Raw genomic sequence first — 18,118 nt, forward strand, 5'->3', positions numbered from 1 at the left:
ATGGAACCCATCACTGCCGCGGCCCTCACCGCACTGGCCGGAAGCCTCGGCGGCGAAGCCGGGCGCAGCGCGTGGCAGGCGCTCGCGACGCTCGTACGACGCCCCTTCCGGCGCGGCGAGCGGGGACAGTCAGCCGAGCTCGCCGGCGTGAGTTCGGGCGAGGCCGAGATCGCCCTGCTGGCGACCGACCCCGGCAGCGCCGCTCACGCGCAGGCCCTGGCGACCGCCCTGGGTGTACGAGCCGCTCTCGACACCGAGTTCAGAGGGCTTCTGGAGCAGTGGTGGCAGGGACGCACGCGACGCCATGGACGGGGACGGTGCCGTGCACAACGAGATCAGCGGCGGGACGCAGTACGGGCCGGTTCTCCAGGCAAAGAGCTTCTCCAGCATCACGTTCACCATGGGGCAGGCCACGCCGCCGCCCGGGAACATCCCGAACAACTAGATGATCAATTCCAAGGGATGCCTGCAGGGGGTGTGGGGTGGGCGGCGGCCGAAGCCACCGCAAGACAGTCAGGCGGCGGGCTGCCGACCCTGGTTGTCGAGGTGGCAGCGGGCGGTCAGGCGTCAGGGTCGACTTCGGGGTGCGTGAACCGCACGGGCTTGCCCAGCGACCGGGCGTAGGCGATTTCGGCTCGGGTGCTGTCTCCGATGTAGTCGCCGACTACGAGCACCTCATCAGCGAGCCGGATCTTCGCCCGGTGCAGATCGTCGAGTCGAACCTTCAGCGCCTCGGCCTCGACAGGATCGGACCAAAGTTCGTGCGGCGACTTCATGTCACAGCCCGGTTTGACGACAATCTTTCCGGCTTTGGTCTCCCGCAGATCGGCCTCGTTCATCTCGGTCATGAAGCGGGTGGAGCCGCAGATCACGACGATACGCGGGAGGCTCAGCTGCTTCTTCGCGTCGGCGAGCTTCTCCTCGGGGGTGAGCAGTTGCGGGTATGACACTGGTTCCTCCTGGTGGTGTGGTCCAAGGGGTGCCTGCGGAGACGAGAACGAGGCTGCGACGGGCGTGCCCATGGCAGATGTCAGGCGTTCGCTCCCCTGGCCGCCACCGCCCACCGGTCCACGATCTCCCCCTGCCGCGTGATCACCAGTTCGTCCACGAGGTTGACCGCTGAGCAGACGTGATTGGGGGCGACGGCGATTCGGGAGCCGAGGGGTGGGGTCTTGGTGCCCTCCGGGAGGACGACCGTGGCGTGGTGTTCCGAGAGGGCGGTGATCGAGGCGTCGGGGAAGTCCGGGAGATAGCCGTGGCCGGTGACCCACGGGGTGACGTCGGTGCCGAGGACCTTGCTGCCCGTGTCCAGTACGAAGCGGTCGGGGGCCGGGGTGCTGACGACCGTGGCCGCCGCGACGAGGGCGAGGTCGTCCGGGGTGCAGGAGCCGAGGGCGATCTGGGTGGCGTCGTTGAAGACGTAGACGCCAGGCCGGAGTTCGTTCACCGCGCCCTGGTCCGCGAGGGCGGCCGTGGGGGTCGAGCCGCCGCTGATCACGTCCGCCGCGAGGCCCGCGGCGCGCAGGGCCTCGGCGGCCTCGGTGAGGGCCCGTTCCTCGTCGCGGGCGGCCTGCGCGCGGGCCTGGGGACCGTACCCGTAGCCGTGGCCGGGGAAGGTGAAGACACCGCGGACGTCCAGTCCGGCGTCGGCCGCCGCCTTGCCGACCGCGGCCGCGTCGACCGGGGCGACGCCCGTGCGGTGGTGGCCGCTGTCGATCTCCACCAGCAACTCGACCGGCCGGTCGGCGCCGCGTACGGCCGCCCCCAACTGCCGTGCGCCGTCCGCCGAGTCCGCGGTCAGGCGCAGCGACACCGTCTCCGCGAGCCGTCGCAGCCGCCGGGCCTTGTCGCCGTCCGCCCACAGGGGGTAGGCGATGAAGAGGTCCGTGAAGCCCTGGCCCGCGAACACCTCCGCCTCACCGATCGTCGCGACCGTGAGGCCGACCGCGCCCGCCGCGCGCTGGCGTTCGGCTATCGGCGGGCACTTGTGGGTCTTGGCGTGCGGGCGCAGGGCGAATCCCCCACCGCGGCCCGCCTCCGCCATGCGCGCGATGTTGCCCTCCAGCACATCGACGTCGACCACCAGCGCGGGTGTGGTCAGGCCTTCGGGAAGACGTGAGATCACAGCGGACGTACCTCTCCGATCGTTGAGATGCCAGAGGCATCATCGCTGATCGGAGGAGGGGCGGGGCGGCGCGGGGTCTTCCGGCACAGACGTAGGCGCCAGGATCCACGGGCGCGGATCCTGGCGCCGTATCGCCTCCCCGTACGGGGCATGCCCGTTCGCCGGTGTCGTCCGCGACACCCGGCGCTCACCTGGTCGACGTCTCCTCAGGTCGTCCCAAGCACAGGGCCCAGATGATGAGCACGGAGACCGCGATCACCACGAACGACCACACCGGCGAGTACGGCAGCGCCATGAAGTGGGTGATGATGATCAGCACGGCGACGACCACGCCGAGGACGCGAGCCCAGGCGGCCCCCTGGAACAGCCCGACGCTGATGATCACGGCGATCGCGCCGAGGATCAGATGGATCCAGCCCCATCCGGTGAGGTCGAAGTGGAAGACGTAGTCGCGGGTGACGTAGAAGACGTCGTCGTTCGCGATCCCCATGATGCCCCGGAAGATGGACAGGAGTCCGGCGACCAGGAGCATGACCGCCCCGAAGGTGACCAGGCCCTCGGCCCACGCGTACTTCGCCGTGCTGTCCCGCTGGGGGGTAGGTGTCGCGGTCATCCTGCTGCCTCGTTTCGTCTCGCCCGGCCTCCTTCGAGAGCCGGAGGTGGATGAGAGGGAGGAGTTACGGTCGGGCCGGCCCGCTCATCGGCCCGAAGGGCCGGACGCGCCGGTGGAATCGGATCCGCCGGAGAAACCGGTGGAACCGGTGGAACCGGAGGACAGCACCAGTTCCTTCGCCCGCCGGAACTCGTCGTCCGTGATGTCGCCCCGGGAGCGCATCTCGGAGAGCTTGGTGAGTTCGTCGGCGCTGCTGGGCCGGCCGCCGGCGCCCGCGGTCTCGCGGACGTACGCGTCCACGGCCGACTGCTGGGCCCGCGCCTGCTTGATCTCGCGTTCACCCATGCTCGTACCGCGGACGATCAGATAGACGAAGACGCCCAGGAACGGCAGGAGGAGCACGAACAGCAGCCAGCCCGCCTTGCCCCAGCCGCCGAGGGAGTCGTCCCGGAAGATGTCGAAGACGATCCGGACGAGCAGGATGAACCACATCACCCACAGGAAGAACCACAGCATCGTCCAGAAGGCGCTCAGCAGCGGATAGTCGTACGCGAGGTACGTAGGCGGGCTCATCTCTCTCCTCCGTCCCAGGCGTGCGCCCGGCAGGTGATGTGCCGTCTTCAGCGTGCCGAGGGCGAGGGCGGGGCCGCCTCACCCGGGGCGGGTGATCGTGTCCGCGAGCGACGCGCTTCGTGGAAGGTGGAAGGGGAGGTCGCGGGACGTACGACTCGCGCTAGCCCCACCACAGCCCCACCACACTCCCGCCGTACGACGCCCCGCCGGATCACCCACGGCGGGTGATCCGGCGGGCTGCGGGAACCACGAGCCGCTCCTCACTCCGGCAGCGGACGCATCTCCACCACCCTCAGCCCCAGCGACTGGCAGCGGGCGAGCAGGCCGTACAGCTGGGCCTCGTCGACGACGGGGCCGTACAGGAGCGTCTGATCGGACATCACCACGTGGTCCAGCTCGGGGAAGGCATGGGTCAGCGTCTCCGACAGCTGCCCTTCGACGCGGATCTCATAGCGCATGAGCCGCTCCCTCATGCGGCCTGGGGCGGGCGGACGAGGCCCTTCTGCCTTCGATGGTCGGTCGCGGCGCAGCACGCGGCCTCACCCGACACAGGTGATCCGGCGCCGCGCTGGGCCATGGCCCAGGCGAACTGGGCGTCGTCGATGGCCGGTTTGATCGTGGCCAGCAGCCAGACGATGGCCGCCGTCAGGGTCGCGAGACCCAGCCGGATCATCCGTCGCGGACCCGCGATCCGAGCCAGCGGGGCACCGCACAGGGAGGTCGCGAGCATGGTGACGGTCCGTCCCCAGGACGAGCAGCGCGCGCCAGCGTTTCATCGGCGTCTTCACAGCAACCCCGACTCCCGCGCCCGGCGCACCGCTTCGCCGCGTCGGTTCACCGCCAGCTTGCGGTACACGCTCTTGAGGTGGGTCTTGACCGTGTTGACGGAGACGTGGAGGTCGGCGGCGATCTCCTCCGTCGACATCACGCGGGCGAGCCGTTCCAGGACGTCGCGCTCGCGCCGGCTCAGCTCCTCGACCAGGGCCGGCGGTGGGGCGGCGTCCTCGGGACCGGTCGGGCGTACCACCGGGACGGGGGCCGTACGGCGGCTCGCGGCCGGTTGCCACGGGGGAGCGCTGTCCAGCAGTCGCCGGGTCCATGGGCCGGCCTCGTGGAAGGGGCGGCGCAGGCTGTCGCGCCGTGCGCGGGACAGGGCTCGCGCGAGAAGTCCGCGGGCGGTGACGAGGTCGCCGGCCTGGGCCGCGGCCTCGGCCCGTACCAGCGTGGCGCGGACGGTGAGCGCCGGGCCGGTACGGCCCTGCGAGTGCGGGCCGCGCAGGGTGTCCAGCAGGTCGAGCGCGGCGCCGGGGTCGCGCTGGGCGAGCCGCACCCGCGCCTCCTGGAGCACGCACGCGGGCTGACGCTGACGGTCGGGCGCCTGTCCCAGCACCTCGGCCGCGGCCTCCGGCCGGCCCTCGGCCAGGTGTACGGCGGCGGCGATCGAGGCGGCCTGCCCCTGGGCCCAGGGCGACAACGGGTCGGCGGAGGCGGCGGGTTGGGCTGCCTGCGCGGCGGCGCGCAGGTGGCCGCGGGCCAGCAGCAGCCGGGCCGTGACCAGGGCCCGGGTCGCCGCCGTCAGCGGGTCCTGGTCCTCGCGCGCGTCCGCGTCCTCGCGCGCGTCCCGCTCGTCGTCGAGCAGCGCCTCGGCCCGGTCCAGCTCGTCGCGCTCCACGGCCACGGCGGCCAGGACCAGCCGCCCGATGCCGGAGCCCGGCCACCCGGGCAGTCCGAACCGTTCCGCACCGTTCGCGGCTTCCAGGGCACGGCGTTCCGCCCGGCCGATCCAGCCCTCCGCGTAGTCGATCAGCGCGAGATGACACAGGGCGGCCGCCGCGGGGAGGGCCGTCGCCGCGCCGTCGGGACGCTCGGCCACGGTGGACAGAGCGGCGCGCGCGTGGTCGAGGCGGCCGGCCCACAGCCGGGTCCCGCCCAGGTGGGTCAGCAGCAGCGCGTCGACTTCGGGGTGCTTGCCGACGAGGTCGGCGCGGACGTCGCGCCGCCATTCCTCGGCCGTCGCCGCCGCCCGCTCCGCCAGGTCGGGGGCGCCGGTCAGCCGGGCGGCGAACGACTCCAGCAGCGCCCGGCCGACCTGGGCCGCCGCCAGGCCGTACGCCGCGTCGCCGTCCGGGTCCGTACTCCCGGCATCGGGCCCAAGGCCGGCGTCACTTCGCCCACGATGGTCCAGGGCGTCAGCGGCACGGCGCAGCCAGCCGGTTCCCCGGTCGAGGTCGCCGCGGGCCAGGTCGCGGGCCGCCCGTACGAGGTCCGTCGCGGGGCTGACGGGTTCCGGCCCCATGCCCGCGAACAGCTCGGCGAGGTCGTGGGAGTGCAGGCCGGTGAGGAACCGGCCGAGCGCCAGGTCGTCGACCAGGGCGCGGGCGGTGAACTCCCAGTCGCCGGCGGCGGCGCCGTGGGCGAGCGTCTCCGGCAGGTGTCCCGAGGCCCGCAGCCACCGTGCGGCCCTGGCGTGCAGTTCCGGTTCGAGACCCGGGGCGCGCACCCGCAGATGGGCGCGGAGGATCTCGCCGAACAGGGGGTGCACGCGGTACCACGAGTGTCCGAGGTCCTCGACGAACGCGTTCTCGCGGTGCAGTTCGGCCAGGAGGGGCTCGGCGTCGGTCCGGCCGGTCAGGCGGTCGGCCAGGTCCGGGCGGAAACGTTCGAGGACGCTGACCCGCAGCAGGAGGTCCTGGGTCTCCACGGGCCGGCGCTTGAGCACCTCGGCCAGCAGGTAGTCGGCGACCGCGCTGCGCCCGGCCTCGAACTCCTTGAGATACGTCTCCGGGTCGGGCTGTCCCAGCGCCGCGAGGGCGCACAGGCGCAGCCCCGCGGCCCAGCCCCCGGTGCGCTCGACCAGGGCGCTGACGGCGGGCGCGGGAAGGCGCAGTCCGTGCGCCTCGAAGAGCTGTGCCGCCTCGTCCGGGGTGAAGGCCAGCTCGGCGCCGCGGATCTCGGTGAGGTCGCCCGCGGCGCGGTAGCGGTGCAGCGGCAGGAGCGGTTCGGTGCGGGTGACGATGATCAGGCGCAGGCCCTGGCCGGCGTGGTGCAGGACGAACTCCAGCTGCTCCGCGATCTCCGGGTCCGTGACGTGGTCGTACGCGTCGAGGACGACGAGCGCGGGCCGCTCGCGTCCGCTCAGCTCGGCGGCGAGCCGCGCCAGCAGCCCGTGGTCGACCCGTTCGGGGTCGGCGGGGAAGCCGATCTCGCCGGAGACCGGGGCGTCGCAGACGCGCAGGGCCTGGAGCACGTACGCCCAGAAGACCCCGCGGCGCTGGCCGGCGGCGTCGGTGGTGAGCCAGGCGACCGGCCGGCCGACGCTCGCGGCCCAGTCGGCGACCAGCAGGGTCTTGCCCGCGCCCGCGGCTCCGTTGACCAGGGTCAGGGGTGTGCGCAGGGCCTCGTCGAGGTGTGCGGCGAGGCGCTCGCGGCGCAGGAACGTGGCGGGCCGGAGCGGGAGGGCGAACCGGGTGCGCAGGAAGGGGTCGCCGGTCGGGTCGGCGCGCGGGACGGGTGGTTCCGGCCCCTCCTCGTCGATCGTGGCCAAGGCGCTCACCACCACTGTCCGTCATGTCATGCGCAGCGCTACCCCGCCTTTCACCATCGCAGTTTTCACGCGGACGCGCGCGCCGCGGGGGTCCGCGCGGGGCCTCGACCCCATGTCGCGCGGCCTGTTCAGGCCTCCGGCAACTTCCGCAGCTGGGCGTCGAGGCGGTCGAGGATCCAGGTCCAGGTCTCCTGCGAGCCGGGGGCGCTGTGGCTGAAGCCGCCGGCCAGTTCCAGGCTGACGTAACCGTGGAAGACGCTGACCAGCAGCCGGACGGCGTGCGTCTGGTCCGGCTCGGTGAGGTCGTAGCCGCGCAGGATCGCCCGCATCATCTGCGCGTGCCGGACCCCGGCGCTGGCGGCCGCCGTCTCGGGGTCGAGGCGGAGCTGGGCCGCGGCGTAGCGGCCGGGGTGTTCGCGGGCGTAGTCGCGGTAGACGTTCGCGAAGGCCACGAGGGCGTCGCGGCCGGCCCGCCCGGCGAGGGCGTCGGCGGCCCGGTCGGCGAGTTCCTCCAGGGCCAGCAGGGCGATCCCGGTCTTGAGGTCGTGCGAGTTCTTGACGTGCGAGTACAGGCTCGCGACCTTCACGTCGAACCGTCTGGCCAGGGCCGAGACGGTCACCTGGTCGAAGCCGACCTCGTCGGCCAACTCCGCTCCCGCCCGCACCAGTCGCTCGGTGCTCAGTCCCGCGCGCGCCATGCGCACCCCTTCCTTCGCCTGAAGAAATTATGCATTTGCCTAAAGGCATTAGGCAAATTAGCTTGGCGCTATGAATCCGCTGACCGAGCAAGAGATCCGTACCGCCTTCGTGAACTGCACCAAGGGCGAGGCGAAGCGCCTGAACGTCCCGCGTGATCTGGCCGACCGCCCCTGGGGCGACCTGGACTACCTCGGCTGGCGCGATCCACAGGCCCCCGACCGCGCCTACCTGGTCGTCGAACTGGACGGACAGCGCAAGGCGATCGCGCTGCGCTGCCCCAGTCCCGGGGCCGCGCAGACGCGGCGCAGCATGTGCACGATGTGCCTGACCACCCACACCGGCGGCGTCAGCCTGATGGTCGCCCCGAAAGCGGGCAAGGCCGGGCAGCAGGGCAACTCGGTGGGCGCCTACATCTGCAGTGACCTCGCCTGCTCGCTGTACGTGCGGGGCAAGCGGGACGCGGGCGTCGGCGCCCGGCTCCACGAGTCGCTCACCCTGGACGAGAAGATCCGGCGGACCGTGGACAACGTCGCCGCGTTCATCGCCAAGGTGACCGCTTAGGCATCAGACTGGTCCTATCCGACGCCCCACCCAGGACGGTGACCATGGATCAGGAAGTCTCCCGCGTCGAACTCACCGAGCAGGCCGCCGACTTGGTGCGGCGGCTGCACGCCTCCCACGGCCCGCTGATGTTCCACCAGTCCGGCGGCTGCTGCGACGGCAGTGCGCCCATGTGCTACCCGGACGGCGAGTTCCGCACCGGCGGCTCCGACGTGCTGCTGGCCGAACTCGAGGTCGAGGGCGTGGACAGGCCCGTCGCGTTCTGGATGTCCCGCAGCCAGTACGAGGTCTGGAGCCATACACGATTGATCGTGGACGTCGTGGCCGGACGGGGCAGCGGCTTCTCACTGGAGGCGCCCGAGGGGGTGCGTTTTCTCATCCGTTCCCGTGTCGTCGACGGCTAGCCTCCGCGGCGGAGAGCGTCGTCTGGTGCACTTCCCCTGAGTCCTGGGACAGTTGAGGTGACATCAGGGGGGGTACGGTGACGCGTCGTCATGGACGGTTCCCGGCAGGCAGACCGGTACGGACGGTACTGACGGTTCTCACAGCGGTCGGTGTGCTGGCCGGTGCGGCCCTGGCGGGGGCGGCACCCGCCGCCGCCGTCGCGGCGGGTACCGAGATCGCGCCGGGTGTCGTGTACGAGGAGTTCGACATCCAAGCGGTCAAGGGCCCGACACACGCCCATGTGCTCCGCGTCGACCTGCGCGATCCGCGTGTGCGCCTGGACCTGCTGCACCCCGGGGCGGTCGCCGCCCGCGCGCCCGTCTCCGCGCTGGCCGACTCGGCGGGCGCGGTCGCGGGGGTCAACGGCGACTTCTTCAACATCACCGAGACCCAGCACCCGGGCGTCGAGGCGACGGGCGCGACCGTCGGACCGGCCATCGCGCAGGGGCATGTGCTCAAGGCGGCGGTCCCGGCGGGTCAGCGGTTCGGGCCCGCGCTGCCGCCCGGCACGACGACGGAGGACGTGTTCGGCGTGGGCGTCGACCGCCGGGGCCGCCTGGACCGGCTCGCGCTCGACGGCTCCGTCCGCACACCGGAGGGCGCGCTGCCGCTCGGCGGCCTCAACCAGTACGCGCTGCCCGAGAACTCCGTCGGCGCGTTCACCGCGCAGTGGGGCAGCGTCTCACGGGTGCGCGCGACATGCGGGTCGGACAGCGAGCGGGCGGACCCCTGCAGTTCGGACACCTACGAGGTGACGGTGCGCCGGGGACGGGTCGTCTCGGCCTCGGACCTGCCCGGCAGCGGGCCCATCGCCGCCGACACCACCGTGCTCGTCGGGCGGGAGGCGGGGGCGCGGTGGCTGCGGAAGCTGTCCGCTGGTGAGCAGGTGGTGGTACGGCACCGGCTGGTGGCGTCCGCCTCCCGGATTCCTTACCGCTTCGCCCTCGCGGGCTATCCGGTGCTGCGTGGCGGGCAGCCGCTGCCCGGCCTCGACGGCGCCACCGGCGCCGTGCGCACCGCCGTCGGCATCGCGGACGGCGGCCGGCGCCTGCTGCTGTTCGCCGTGGACGGCGACCCTGCCTACCGCAGCGGACTGACTATCGCCGAAGTCGCCGACGAGATGCGGGCGTTGGGTTCGGTGGACGCCTTCAGTCTGGACGGGGGCGGGTCGACGACGCTGGTCGCCCGCGAGCCGGGAGCGACCACCGTCACCGTACGCAACCATCCTCAGGGCGGCGCCGAGCGCCCCGTGCCCAACGGCATCGGGGTCTTCTCGGCGCCCTGACTCCCCGGCGCCCCGGGCTCAGGGCCGCAGGCCGCTCACGAGGTCCGCGGTCGCGGTGAGCCCGTCGTGGATGGTGGGCGCCATGCTCGTGCTGGCCAGGTAGAAGCCCAGCAGCATGCAGACCAGGGCGTGGGAGAACTTCAGCGCGCCGTTGCGCATGAAGACCACGGCCAGGATCAGGAGCAGCAGCACCACAGAGATGGAAATGGCCATCGCGTACCTCCTCCGCCACGCCGTACGGCGGCGTTCGGCCGTAAGTGTGGCGTAGCGGAGGGTCCGTCCGAGCGACTGACGTGTCCCCTGATCGAGTGATGTCGCCCTCGGGTCCGCCCGGCGTCTACGCCGACGGACGGGCGTCCAGGAAGGCCTCCAGGCCCGCGAGGTCGTCCGTGTTGACGTAGTCGACGCCGGCGGCGAGCAGCTCGGCCCACAGGGCGTCCCGGGCCGGCCCCGCGGTGTCCGGGGTGGCCCACAGGCGGACCTGCTGCCCGCGGTCGTGCGCCTGCTGGACGATGCCGCGCAGCTTCTGCCGTTCGGCGTCCGGGAACGGCCCGTCGCCGAGCCAGGTGAAGTTGTTCGTCCAGTTGTCGCTGATGAGCGGGACGAAGGAGGCCGGCGCAGGACTGCCGAGGTCGGTGAGCCTGCCGTCGTAGAAGGCGCGCCGCACCGTCTGGGCCTCCATGGGCGCGCGGGCGGCCCGGTCCCCGGAGATCACGGCGGTGACCGGTCCCGGGAGGACGCGCCCGTCCGCGTACGTTGTGAACAGGCGGGCGTAGCGCCGCAGATGGCGGTCGAGTTCGAGGTACGTCGACGCGCCTTCCGTCTTGATGTCGACGAGGAGCTGGAGCGGTCGGCGCCAACCCCGGTACACCGCGCCCTGGTTGGCCCGGACGCGGGCGACGAGGGGTTCGAGGTAGAGGGACTCCAGGGTGCGGGACGGGTCCAGCTCGGTGGTGTCGTGGCCGACGAGGAGCTGGTCGCCGACGAGGAAGATGTCGGCCTCGACACTGCCGAAGCGGTGGTCGAGGGCGTCGAACAGGGGGCGCTGGTGGGCGTAGTCGTTGTGGGCGTGGGCGCGCCACAGCGGGGACGGGCCTCGGCCGCCGCCGTCCGCCCACGCCTGGGCGGCGGGCAGCGCGACCGCTCCGGCCAGTGCGGCACCGAAGGTGGTGAGGGCACTGCGGCGGGTGATGTGAACCATGGACTGCCTCCCTTGAGGAACGTGCGGGACCGGAGGGATTATGCGGGGGAACCCGCCCCAACCGTCCCTTTCGCGCACCGAGTTGGCCGGACCGCCCCCTCTGTTCACTTCACCGGTCCGGCCCGCACGGCGAAGCCCGCCCCAGGTGGGACGGGCTTCGTCTCTGCTTCACCAGGTGTACGTCAGGGGGCCTGGAGGTCGACCAGTTCGGCCAGCGCCTCGCGGTGGGCGCCCGCCGTGCCGTAGGCGATCGAGTCGGCCTTGGCCCGCTTGAGGTACAGGTGGACCGGGTGCTCCCAGGTCATGCCGAAACCGCCATGCAGTTGCAGCGCCTCCTCGGCGGCCCGGACGGCGACCGGAGCCGCGTATGCCTGGGCGACGGCGACCGCCACGTCGGCGTCCTCGCCGGTGGACAGGGCGTCGGCGGCGCCCCGCGCGGCCGCCCGGAGGCTGACGACCTCCAGCCACAGCTGGGCGAGCCGGTGCTTGAGCGCCTGGAAGCCGCCGACGGGCCGGTTGAACTGCTTGCGCTCCTTCAGGTATCGGACGGTTTCGGTCAACGTCCATTCAGCGACGCCGAGTTGCTCGGAGGCGAGCAGTCCGGCCCCGGCGCGCAGGGCCCGTCGTACGGCGGGTGCGGCGGCGCCGAGGCGCCGTCCCTGGGCGCCGCCGAGGGTGACGGTGGCGAGCGGCCGGGTCAGGTCCAGGGAGACCTGCGGGGTGACGGTCACGGCGTCGGCGGCCACGGCGTACAGGTCGCCGTCGTCGGCCGGGACGAGCAGGACGTCGGCGGCGGCCGCGTCCGCGATGCCGGTCAACTCGCCGCGCAGGGTGCCGTTCTCCTGCCGTACGGTCTTGAACTCACCGGCCGGGGCGACCTGCAGCCCGACGGCCAGGGCGGCGATGGTGCGCCCGGAGGCGAGCTGAGCGAGCAGTTCCTCGTCGGCGCAGGCCAGCAGGGCCTCGGTGGCCACGACCGCGCTCGTCAGATACGGCACCGGCGCGACCGCACGCCCCAACTCCTCCACGACGACCGCGACTTCCCGGTGCGTGGCGCCGTCCCCGCCCTGAGCCTCGGGGACGAGGAGGCCGGCGAGGCCCATGCCGTCCGCGAGCAGCTTCCACAGGGCGAGGTCGTGCGGGGCGTCCGACTCGGTGCGGGCGATCACGCCCGGCGCGTCGCAGTGGTCCGTGAGCAGGTCACGGACGGCGGCGCGCAGCGCCTCTTCCTCCGGCGAGTAGAGCAGATCCGGCTGTGCGCTCATCGGGCCAGGTCCTTCCAGGCGACGTCCTTGTCGGTGCGCGGCTCGGCGGGCAGGCCCAGGACGCGCTCGGCGACGATGTTCAGCAGGACCTCGCTGGTCCCGCCCTCGATGCTGTTGCCCTTGGCACGGAGGTAGCGGTAACCGGCGTCCCGGCCGGTGAAGTCGACCAGTTCGGGTCGGCGGAGCGTCCAGTCGTCGTACAGGAGCCCTTCCTCGCCCCGGAGTTCGACCTCCAGGCCGCTGATCTCCTGAGCGAGGCGGGCGAAGGCGAGCTTCATGCCGGAGCCCTCGGGGCCGGGTTCGCCGGCGACGAGCTGCTGGCGCAGGCGTTCGCCGGTGAGCCGGACGACCTCGGCCTCCACCCACAGCTTGAGCAGCCGCTGGTGCAGGTCGTGGGTGCGCAAGCCGGGGCGCTCGCGCCAGGTCCGGGAGACGGGGCCGATCATGCCGCCCTCGCGGGGCAGCCGCATGCCGCCGATGGAGACGCGCTCGTTCATCAGCGTCGTCTGGGCGACCCGCCAGCCGTCGCCGACCTCACCGAGGCGGCGCGAGTCGGGGATGCGGACGTCCGTGAGGAAGACCTCGTTGAACTCGGCCTCGCCGGTGATCTGGCGCAGCGGCCGGACCTCGACGCCGGGGTCGGTCATGTCGCAGATGAAGTAGGTGATTCCGGCGTGCTTGGGCGCGTCCGGGTCGGTGCGGGCGATGAGGATGGCCCAGCGGGCGACGTGGGCGCTGGAGGTCCACACCTTCTGCCCGTTGACGACCCAGTCCTCACCCTCCTTGACCGCCCGGGTGCCGAGCGCCGCGAGGTCGGAGCCGGCGCCCGGCTCGCTGAAGAGCTGGCACCAGACCTCCTCCCCCGTCCACAGCGGGCGCAGGAAGCGCCGCTTCTGCTCCTCGGTGCCGTAGTGCAGGATCGTCGGCGCCGCCATGCCGAGGCCGATGCCGATGCGCCGGGGGTCGTTGTCGGGGGCGCCCGCGGCGGCCAGCTCGGCGTCCACGACGGCCTGGAGGGAGCGCGGGACGCCGAGCCCGCCGAGGCCCTCGGGGAAGTGCACCCAGGCGAGCCCGGCGTCGAAGCGGGCCTTCAGGAAGTCGAGCCGGTCGGTGTCGGCCGGCGGGTGAGCGGCCAGCAACTCGGTGGTACAGCGCCTGAGTTCGGCGGCGTCGATGGTCATGCGGCGGCTCCGTTCTCCAGAGACTCCAGCGACGGTACGACGGCGATCCGGCCGGTGGAGGCGCCGTCGGCGACCCGCTGCACCGCGGCCGCGGCTCCGGCGAGCGGCACGCGCTCGCTGATCAGCGGCTTGACGGCGCCCCGGGCGGCGAGCTCGGTGAGCTGCTCGTGGCAGTGCTGGATCAGCTCCGGGTTCTTGGTGCCGTACAGACCCCAGTGCAGGCCGAGGATCGAGTAGTTCTTGACCAGGGCGTGGTTGAGCGCGGGGCTGGGGACGGTCCCGCTCGCGAAGCCCACGACGACGATCCGGCCCTCGAAGGCGACGGTCTTGGCGGACTGCGTGTAGGCGTCGCCGCCGACCGGGTCGTAGATCACGTCGGCGCCCCGGCCGCCGGTGGCCTCCTTGACCGCGGCGATGACGTCCTCGTCGCGCCGGTCGATCACCACGTCGCAGCCCAGCTCCCGGGCGACGGCGGCCTTGTCGGGGCCGCCCACGACGCCGATGACCCGGGCGCCGGCCGCCTTGCCGAGCTGCACGGCCGCGCTGCCGACGCCGCCGGCCGCCGCGTGCACGAGCAGGGTCTCGCCGGCCTCCAGCCGGGCCCGGCGGTGCAGGCCGAACCAGCCGGTCTGGTAGCCGATGTGCAGCGCGGCGGCCTCGGCGTCGTCCAGGGCCTCGGGCGCGGGCAGCAGGGCCGCGGCGTCGGCGACGGCGTACTCGGCGAAACCGCCGTACGGCAGCACCGGGTTGGCGATCACCCGGCGGCCGTCCTCGGTCTCGCCGCAGATCTCGACGCCCGGGGTGAAGGGCAGCGGCGGCCGCACCTGGTACTGGCCGCGGCACATCAGCGCGTCCGGGAAGTTGACGTTGGCGGCGCGTACCCGCAGCAGGACCTGGCCCTCGCCGGGCGTGGGCTGCGCTGTCTCCGCCGGCCGCATCACCTCGATCGGTTCGCCGTTCTCGTGCACTTGCCATGCCTGCATGGGGGCCTCCACGGGACTGCGTTCGTCTGGCTCGTCCGGCTCGCCTGACCGGGGTCGATCGCATACTAAGCGGTCGCTTGTCATCAGGGAACAGCTCTCCACCGGAGAACGACAGACCCGCGCACGACCGCCCGACCACTCGCCGTCGGCGGGCCCCCGTTGCACCATGGCTGCATGCTGCTGGCCCGGCTCGCGCAGGTCTCCCGGGAGGTCGCCGACACGTCGGCCCGCTCCCGCAAGACCGCTCTGCTCGCCGATCTGTTCCGCGAGACGGAGCCGGACGACGTGCCGGTCGTCATCCCGTATCTCGCGGGCCGACTGCCCCAGGGGCGGCTCGGCGTCGGCTGGAAGGTGCTCGGCAATCGCGTGCCCCCGGCCGCCGGGCCCACGCTCACCGTCCGCGAGGTGGACGTCCTGCTGACCGGCCTCGGCAAGGTGTCCGGGCCGGGCTCGCAGGCGGAACGGGCCCGGATCGTCGGTGAGTTGATGGGCGCGGCGACCGAGGAGGAGCAGCGCTTCCTGCTCGGGCTGATCACCGGCGAGGTGCGCCAGGGCGCCCTGGACGCGGTCGCCGTGGAGGGGCTCGCGCAGGCCACCGGCGCGGTCGCGGCGGACGTACGGCGGGCCGTGATGCTCGCCGGTTCGCTCCAGACGGTCGCCGAGGCGCTGCTCGCGGACGGCCCCGGGGCGCTGGAGCGCTTCCGGCTGACCGTCGGCCGTCCGGTCCAGCCGATGCTGGCGCAGTCCGCCGTCTCCGTCGCCGAGGCGGTCGGCAGGCTGGGCGGCTGCGCGGTCGAGGAGAAGCTGGACGGCATCCGCGTCCAGGTCCACCGCGACGGCGACACGGTACGGATCCACACCCGCACCCTCGACGACATCACCGACCGGCTGCCCGAAGTGGTCGCGGCAGCGCGGGAGTTGCCCGAGGAACGGTTCATCCTGGACGGCGAGGTGATCTCCCTCGACGCGGACGGGCGGCCCCGCTCCTTCCAGGAGACGGCGGGACGTGTCGGCTCGCGCACGGACGTGGCGAAGGCCGCCCGGGAGGTCCCGGTCTCCCCCGTCTTCTTCGACGTCCTCTCCGTGGGCGGCCGTGACCTGCTCGACCTGCCGCTGACCGAGCGGCACGCGGAGCTGGCCCGGCTGGTGCCCGAGCCGATGCGGGTGCGCCGGACGGTGGTGGAGCCGGGCCCCGAGGGCGTCACCGAGGCGGAGGACTTCCTCGCCGACACCCTGGCGCGCGGGCACGAGGGCGTGATGGTCAAGGGCCTGGACGCCGCCTACAGCGCGGGCCGGCGCGGGGCGTCCTGGCTGAAGGTCAAGCCCGTCCACACCCTGGACCTGGTGATCCTGGCCGCCGAGTGGGGCCACGGCCGGCGCACCGGCAAGCTCTCCAACCTCCACCTCGGCGCCCGCGGCCCGGACGGCGGCTTCGTCATGCTCGGCAAGACCTTCAAGGGGATGACCGACACGATGCTCGCCTGGCAGACCGAGCGGCTGCGCGAGCTGGCCGTCTCCGAGGACGGCCACGTGGTGACCGTACGCCCCGAACTCGTCGTGGAGATCGCCTACGACGGCCTCCAGCGCTCCACCCGCTACCCGGCCGGCGTCACCCTCCGCTTCGCCCGGGTCCTGCGCTACCGCGAGGACAAGCGGCCGGAGGAGGCGGACACCGTGGAGACCCTGCTCGCCGCCCATCCGGAGGTGGGGCCGTGACGGCAGCCCACAGCGCCGGACTCCTGCTGTTCCGGCACACCGCCAACGGCCTGGAGGTGCTGCTCGGGCACATGGGCGGGCCCTACTTCGCCAAGAAGGACGCGGGGGCCTGGACCGTCCCCAAGGGCGAGTACGACCCCGGCGAGCCCGCCTGGGACGCCGCCCGGCGCGAGTTCCAGGAGGAGCTCGGTCTGCCGCCGCCCGACGGGGCGGCCGTACCACTGGGCGAGGTGCGGCAGACCGGTGGCAAGGTCGTCACCGCGTGGGCGATCGAGGCGGATCTCGACCCGGCGGCCGTCGTCCCCGGCACGTTCTCGATGGAGTGGCCGCCGAGGTCGGGGAAGCTCCAGGAGTTCCCCGAGGTGGACCGGGTGGAGTGGCTCGGCCTCGACCGCGCGCGGGACGTGATCGTCACGGCGCAGTCCGCGTTTCTCGACCGGCTGGCGGAGCACTCGGGCTGAACAGGCGCACACGCGTTGCGGAGCCCACCCGCGCGCGGCAAGGTCGTTTCACAGCCCGCCCACAGGGAGGTCAGCCATGCCCATCGCCACGGTGAACCCGGCCACCGGCGAGACGGTCGAGACGTTCGAGGCCATGGACGACGACGAGATCGAGCGCCGGCTCGAACTCGCCGAGGCCACGTTCCGCACGTACCGCACGACGCCGATCGCCGAGCGCGCCCGTCTGATGAACCGGGCCGCCGACCTCCTGGACGCCGAGCGCGAGGACGTCGCGCGGGTCATGACCACCGAGATGGGCAAGCCGCTGAAGCAGGCCCGCGCGGAGGCCGCAAAGTGCGCCAAGGCGATGCGCTGGTACGCCGAGCACGCCGAGGAGCTGCTCGCCGACGAGGTGCCGGCCGCGTCCGACGTGAAGGACTCCGGGGCCTCGCGGGTCCGGGTGCGCTACCGGCCGCTCGGGCCCGTGCTCGCCGTGATGCCGTGGAACTTCCCGCTGTGGCAGGTGATCCGCTTTGCCGCCCCGGCCCTGCTGGCGGGCAACGTCGGTCTGCTCAAGCACGCCTCGAACGTCCCGCAGACGGCCCTGTACCTGGAGGACCTGTTCCACCGGGCCGGCTTCCCCGAGGGCTGCTTCCAGACGCTGCTGATCGGCTCCGGCGCGGTCGACGAGATCCTGCGCGACGAGCGGATCAAGGCGGCCACCCTGACCGGCAGCGAGCCCGCCGGACGGGCGGTCGCGGCCACCTCCGGGGAGATGGTGAAGAAGACGGTCCTGGAGCTGGGCGGCAGCGATCCGTTCATCGTGATGCCGTCCGCCGACCTCGACCGGGCCGCGGAGGTCGCGGTGACCGCGCGGGTGCAGAACAACGGGCAGTCGTGCATCGCCGCCAAGCGGTTCATCGTGCACACGGACGTGTACGACACCTTCGTCGAGAAGTTCGTCGCGGGCATGAAGGCCCTCACGATGGGCGACCCCATGGACGAGGAGACGGACGTCGGCCCGCTCGCCAGCCAGAGCGGACGGACCGACGTGGAGGAGCTCGTCGACGACGCGAAACGCAGCGGCGCCACGGTGCTGGCCGGCGGCGAGCGCCCGGAGGGGCCCGGCTGGTACTACCCGCCGACCGTCCTCGCCGACGTCGACCGGGACATGCGCATCCACCGCGAGGAGGCCTTCGGCCCGGTGGCCACGCTCTACCGCGCGGCGGATTTGGACGAGGCCGTGCTGATCGCCAACGACACCCCGTTCGGGCTGAGTTCGAACGTGTGGACGCGCGACGAGGCCGAGACCGACCGGTTCGTACGGGATCTGGAAGCCGGCGGCGTCTACTTCAACGGCATGACCGCGTCCCACCCGGCGTTCCCGTTCGGCGGGGTCAAGCGCTCCGGGTACGGGCGCGAGCTGGCCGGCCAGGGGATGCACGAGTTCTGCAACATCACCACCGTGTGGCACGGTGCGTGAGGTCT

At 72.8% G+C, this 18,118-nt stretch carries 21 protein-coding genes; 7 read left to right on the top strand and 14 right to left on the bottom strand.

The window, feature by feature from the left end; translation table 11 throughout:
* Nucleotides 1–129 precede the first annotated feature (129 nt).
* Nucleotides 130–306, bottom strand: a complete 177-nt coding sequence (locus QFZ74_RS03695; protein WP_307619328.1) for a hypothetical protein — start codon at nt 304–306, stop codon at nt 130–132.
* Between QFZ74_RS03695 and QFZ74_RS03700 the strand changes: the two genes are divergently transcribed.
* The gene (locus QFZ74_RS03700) at nt 305–445 is read left to right on the top strand and encodes a hypothetical protein (RefSeq protein ID WP_307619329.1); all 141 of its coding nucleotides are present in this window, start codon (nt 305–307) and stop codon (nt 443–445) included. The genes QFZ74_RS03695 and QFZ74_RS03700 overlap by 2 nt on opposite strands.
* Before the next feature lie 115 nt (nt 446–560).
* On the opposite strand, the gene QFZ74_RS03705 is transcribed toward QFZ74_RS03700, so the two are convergent.
* From QFZ74_RS03705 to QFZ74_RS03740, 8 genes are all read right to left on the bottom strand, one after another.
* Nucleotides 561–950, bottom strand: a complete 390-nt coding sequence (locus QFZ74_RS03705; RefSeq protein ID WP_307619330.1) for a hypothetical protein — start codon at nt 948–950, stop codon at nt 561–563.
* Between the two features lie 80 nt (nt 951–1,030).
* Nucleotides 1,031–2,125, bottom strand: coding sequence for an alanine racemase (locus QFZ74_RS03710; RefSeq protein ID WP_307619331.1), 1,095 nt, complete (start codon nt 2,123–2,125; stop codon nt 1,031–1,033).
* Nucleotides 2,126–2,312: 187 nt separating this feature from the next.
* A complete protein-coding gene (locus tag QFZ74_RS03715; protein ID WP_307619332.1) occupies nt 2,313–2,738 on the bottom strand; it encodes a hypothetical protein in 426 nt (141 codons plus the stop codon).
* A gap of 84 nt (nt 2,739–2,822) precedes the next feature.
* Nucleotides 2,823–3,311, bottom strand: coding sequence for an SHOCT domain-containing protein (locus tag QFZ74_RS03720; RefSeq protein WP_307619333.1), 489 nt, complete (start codon nt 3,309–3,311; stop codon nt 2,823–2,825).
* Between the two features lie 260 nt (nt 3,312–3,571).
* Nucleotides 3,572–3,769 carry a hypothetical protein gene (locus QFZ74_RS03725; protein ID WP_307619334.1) on the bottom strand — a complete coding sequence of 66 codons (198 nt, stop codon included), beginning with the start codon at nt 3,767–3,769 and terminating at the stop codon, nt 3,572–3,574.
* Between the two features lie 11 nt (nt 3,770–3,780).
* A complete protein-coding gene (locus QFZ74_RS30395; RefSeq protein WP_373462341.1) occupies nt 3,781–4,041 on the bottom strand; it encodes a hypothetical protein in 261 nt (86 codons plus the stop codon).
* Nucleotides 4,042–4,095: 54 nt separating this feature from the next.
* Nucleotides 4,096–6,870 carry a LuxR C-terminal-related transcriptional regulator gene (locus QFZ74_RS03735; RefSeq protein WP_307619335.1) on the bottom strand — a complete coding sequence of 925 codons (2,775 nt, stop codon included), beginning with the start codon at nt 6,868–6,870 and terminating at the stop codon, nt 4,096–4,098.
* A gap of 113 nt (nt 6,871–6,983) precedes the next feature.
* Nucleotides 6,984–7,553: a TetR/AcrR family transcriptional regulator gene (locus tag QFZ74_RS03740; RefSeq protein WP_307619337.1), complete on the bottom strand. Its 570-nt coding sequence runs from the start codon at nt 7,551–7,553 to the stop codon at nt 6,984–6,986.
* 70 nt (nt 7,554–7,623) lie between these two features.
* Here QFZ74_RS03740 and QFZ74_RS03745 point away from each other — a divergent pair, with 70 nt between their 5' ends.
* The 3 genes from QFZ74_RS03745 to QFZ74_RS03755 all read left to right on the top strand — a co-directional run bounded on the left by QFZ74_RS03745 (nt 7,624) and on the right by QFZ74_RS03755 (nt 9,844).
* Nucleotides 7,624–8,115, top strand: coding sequence for an FBP domain-containing protein (locus QFZ74_RS03745; RefSeq protein WP_307619338.1), 492 nt, complete (start codon nt 7,624–7,626; stop codon nt 8,113–8,115).
* Nucleotides 8,116–8,159: 44 nt separating this feature from the next.
* Nucleotides 8,160–8,519: a DUF779 domain-containing protein gene (locus QFZ74_RS03750; RefSeq protein WP_307619339.1), complete on the top strand. Its 360-nt coding sequence runs from the start codon at nt 8,160–8,162 to the stop codon at nt 8,517–8,519.
* 77 nt (nt 8,520–8,596) lie between these two features.
* Nucleotides 8,597–9,844 (top strand): phosphodiester glycosidase family protein, encoded by a 1,248-nt coding sequence (locus QFZ74_RS03755; RefSeq protein WP_373462342.1) that lies wholly within the window; start codon nt 8,597–8,599, stop codon nt 9,842–9,844.
* 18 nt (nt 9,845–9,862) lie between these two features.
* On the opposite strand, the gene QFZ74_RS03760 is transcribed toward QFZ74_RS03755, so the two are convergent.
* The 5 genes from QFZ74_RS03760 to QFZ74_RS03780 all read right to left on the bottom strand — a co-directional run bounded on the left by QFZ74_RS03760 (nt 9,863) and on the right by QFZ74_RS03780 (nt 14,474).
* Complete coding sequence (locus QFZ74_RS03760) at nt 9,863–10,057, bottom strand: hypothetical protein (RefSeq protein WP_307619341.1); 195 nt, start codon at nt 10,055–10,057, stop codon at nt 9,863–9,865.
* A 124-nt stretch (nt 10,058–10,181) separates the two neighbouring features.
* Nucleotides 10,182–11,045 (bottom strand): phosphatidylinositol-specific phospholipase C/glycerophosphodiester phosphodiesterase family protein, encoded by an 864-nt coding sequence (locus QFZ74_RS03765; RefSeq protein ID WP_307619342.1) that lies wholly within the window; start codon nt 11,043–11,045, stop codon nt 10,182–10,184.
* Nucleotides 11,046–11,227: 182 nt separating this feature from the next.
* Nucleotides 11,228–12,310, bottom strand: a complete 1,083-nt coding sequence (locus QFZ74_RS03770) for an acyl-CoA dehydrogenase family protein (RefSeq protein ID WP_307619343.1) — start codon at nt 12,308–12,310, stop codon at nt 11,228–11,230.
* Entirely contained in the window at nt 12,307–13,491 is a 1,185-nt protein-coding gene (locus QFZ74_RS03775) for an acyl-CoA dehydrogenase family protein (RefSeq protein ID WP_307619344.1), read from the bottom strand. The genes QFZ74_RS03770 and QFZ74_RS03775 overlap by 4 nt, the downstream gene beginning before the upstream one ends.
* Nucleotides 13,488–14,474: an NADPH:quinone oxidoreductase family protein gene (locus QFZ74_RS03780; protein ID WP_307619345.1), complete on the bottom strand. Its 987-nt coding sequence runs from the start codon at nt 14,472–14,474 to the stop codon at nt 13,488–13,490. Before QFZ74_RS03780 ends, QFZ74_RS03775 begins: the two co-directional genes overlap by 4 nt.
* 174 nt (nt 14,475–14,648) lie before the next feature.
* Between QFZ74_RS03780 and QFZ74_RS03785 the strand changes: the two genes are divergently transcribed.
* The 3 genes from QFZ74_RS03785 to QFZ74_RS03795 all read left to right on the top strand — a co-directional run bounded on the left by QFZ74_RS03785 (nt 14,649) and on the right by QFZ74_RS03795 (nt 18,113).
* Nucleotides 14,649–16,190 carry an ATP-dependent DNA ligase gene (locus QFZ74_RS03785; protein ID WP_307619346.1) on the top strand — a complete coding sequence of 514 codons (1,542 nt, stop codon included), beginning with the start codon at nt 14,649–14,651 and terminating at the stop codon, nt 16,188–16,190.
* A complete protein-coding gene (locus QFZ74_RS03790) occupies nt 16,187–16,651 on the top strand; it encodes an NUDIX domain-containing protein (protein WP_307619347.1) in 465 nt (154 codons plus the stop codon). Before QFZ74_RS03785 ends, QFZ74_RS03790 begins: the two co-directional genes overlap by 4 nt.
* 76 nt (nt 16,652–16,727) lie before the next feature.
* A complete protein-coding gene (locus QFZ74_RS03795) occupies nt 16,728–18,113 on the top strand; it encodes an NADP-dependent succinic semialdehyde dehydrogenase (protein WP_307619348.1) in 1,386 nt (461 codons plus the stop codon).
* Nucleotides 18,114–18,118 lie beyond the last annotated feature (5 nt).

The organism is Streptomyces sp. V3I7, from assembly GCF_030817495.1.
In the GTDB taxonomy this organism is placed as follows: Bacteria; Actinomycetota; Actinomycetes; order Streptomycetales; family Streptomycetaceae; genus Streptomyces.

Excerpts from the sequence above, each read along its gene's own strand:
- QFZ74_RS03700 (WP_307619329.1), top strand. The coding sequence starts at position 305 with ATGGACGGGGACGGTGCCGTGCACAACGAGATCAGCGGCGGGACGCAG.
- QFZ74_RS03695 (WP_307619328.1), bottom strand. The coding sequence starts at position 306 with ATGGCGTCGCGTGCGTCCCTGCCACCACTGCTCCAGAAGCCCTCTGAA.
- QFZ74_RS03715 (WP_307619332.1), bottom strand. The coding sequence starts at position 2,738 with ATGACCGCGACACCTACCCCCCAGCGGGACAGCACGGCGAAGTACGCG.
- QFZ74_RS03720 (WP_307619333.1), bottom strand. The coding sequence starts at position 3,311 with ATGAGCCCGCCTACGTACCTCGCGTACGACTATCCGCTGCTGAGCGCC.
- QFZ74_RS03725 (WP_307619334.1), bottom strand. The coding sequence starts at position 3,769 with ATGCGCTATGAGATCCGCGTCGAAGGGCAGCTGTCGGAGACGCTGACC.
- QFZ74_RS30395 (WP_373462341.1), bottom strand. The coding sequence starts at position 4,041 with ATGCTCGCGACCTCCCTGTGCGGTGCCCCGCTGGCTCGGATCGCGGGT.
- QFZ74_RS03740 (WP_307619337.1), bottom strand. The coding sequence starts at position 7,553 with ATGGCGCGCGCGGGACTGAGCACCGAGCGACTGGTGCGGGCGGGAGCG.
- QFZ74_RS03745 (WP_307619338.1), top strand. The coding sequence starts at position 7,624 with ATGAATCCGCTGACCGAGCAAGAGATCCGTACCGCCTTCGTGAACTGC.
- QFZ74_RS03750 (WP_307619339.1), top strand. The coding sequence starts at position 8,160 with ATGGATCAGGAAGTCTCCCGCGTCGAACTCACCGAGCAGGCCGCCGAC.
- QFZ74_RS03760 (WP_307619341.1), bottom strand. The coding sequence starts at position 10,057 with ATGGCCATTTCCATCTCTGTGGTGCTGCTGCTCCTGATCCTGGCCGTG.
- QFZ74_RS03765 (WP_307619342.1), bottom strand. The coding sequence starts at position 11,045 with ATGGTTCACATCACCCGCCGCAGTGCCCTCACCACCTTCGGTGCCGCA.
- QFZ74_RS03770 (WP_307619343.1), bottom strand. The coding sequence starts at position 12,310 with ATGAGCGCACAGCCGGATCTGCTCTACTCGCCGGAGGAAGAGGCGCTG.
- QFZ74_RS03775 (WP_307619344.1), bottom strand. The coding sequence starts at position 13,491 with ATGACCATCGACGCCGCCGAACTCAGGCGCTGTACCACCGAGTTGCTG.
- QFZ74_RS03780 (WP_307619345.1), bottom strand. The coding sequence starts at position 14,474 with ATGCAGGCATGGCAAGTGCACGAGAACGGCGAACCGATCGAGGTGATG.
- QFZ74_RS03785 (WP_307619346.1), top strand. The coding sequence starts at position 14,649 with ATGCTGCTGGCCCGGCTCGCGCAGGTCTCCCGGGAGGTCGCCGACACG.
- QFZ74_RS03795 (WP_307619348.1), top strand. The coding sequence starts at position 16,728 with ATGCCCATCGCCACGGTGAACCCGGCCACCGGCGAGACGGTCGAGACG.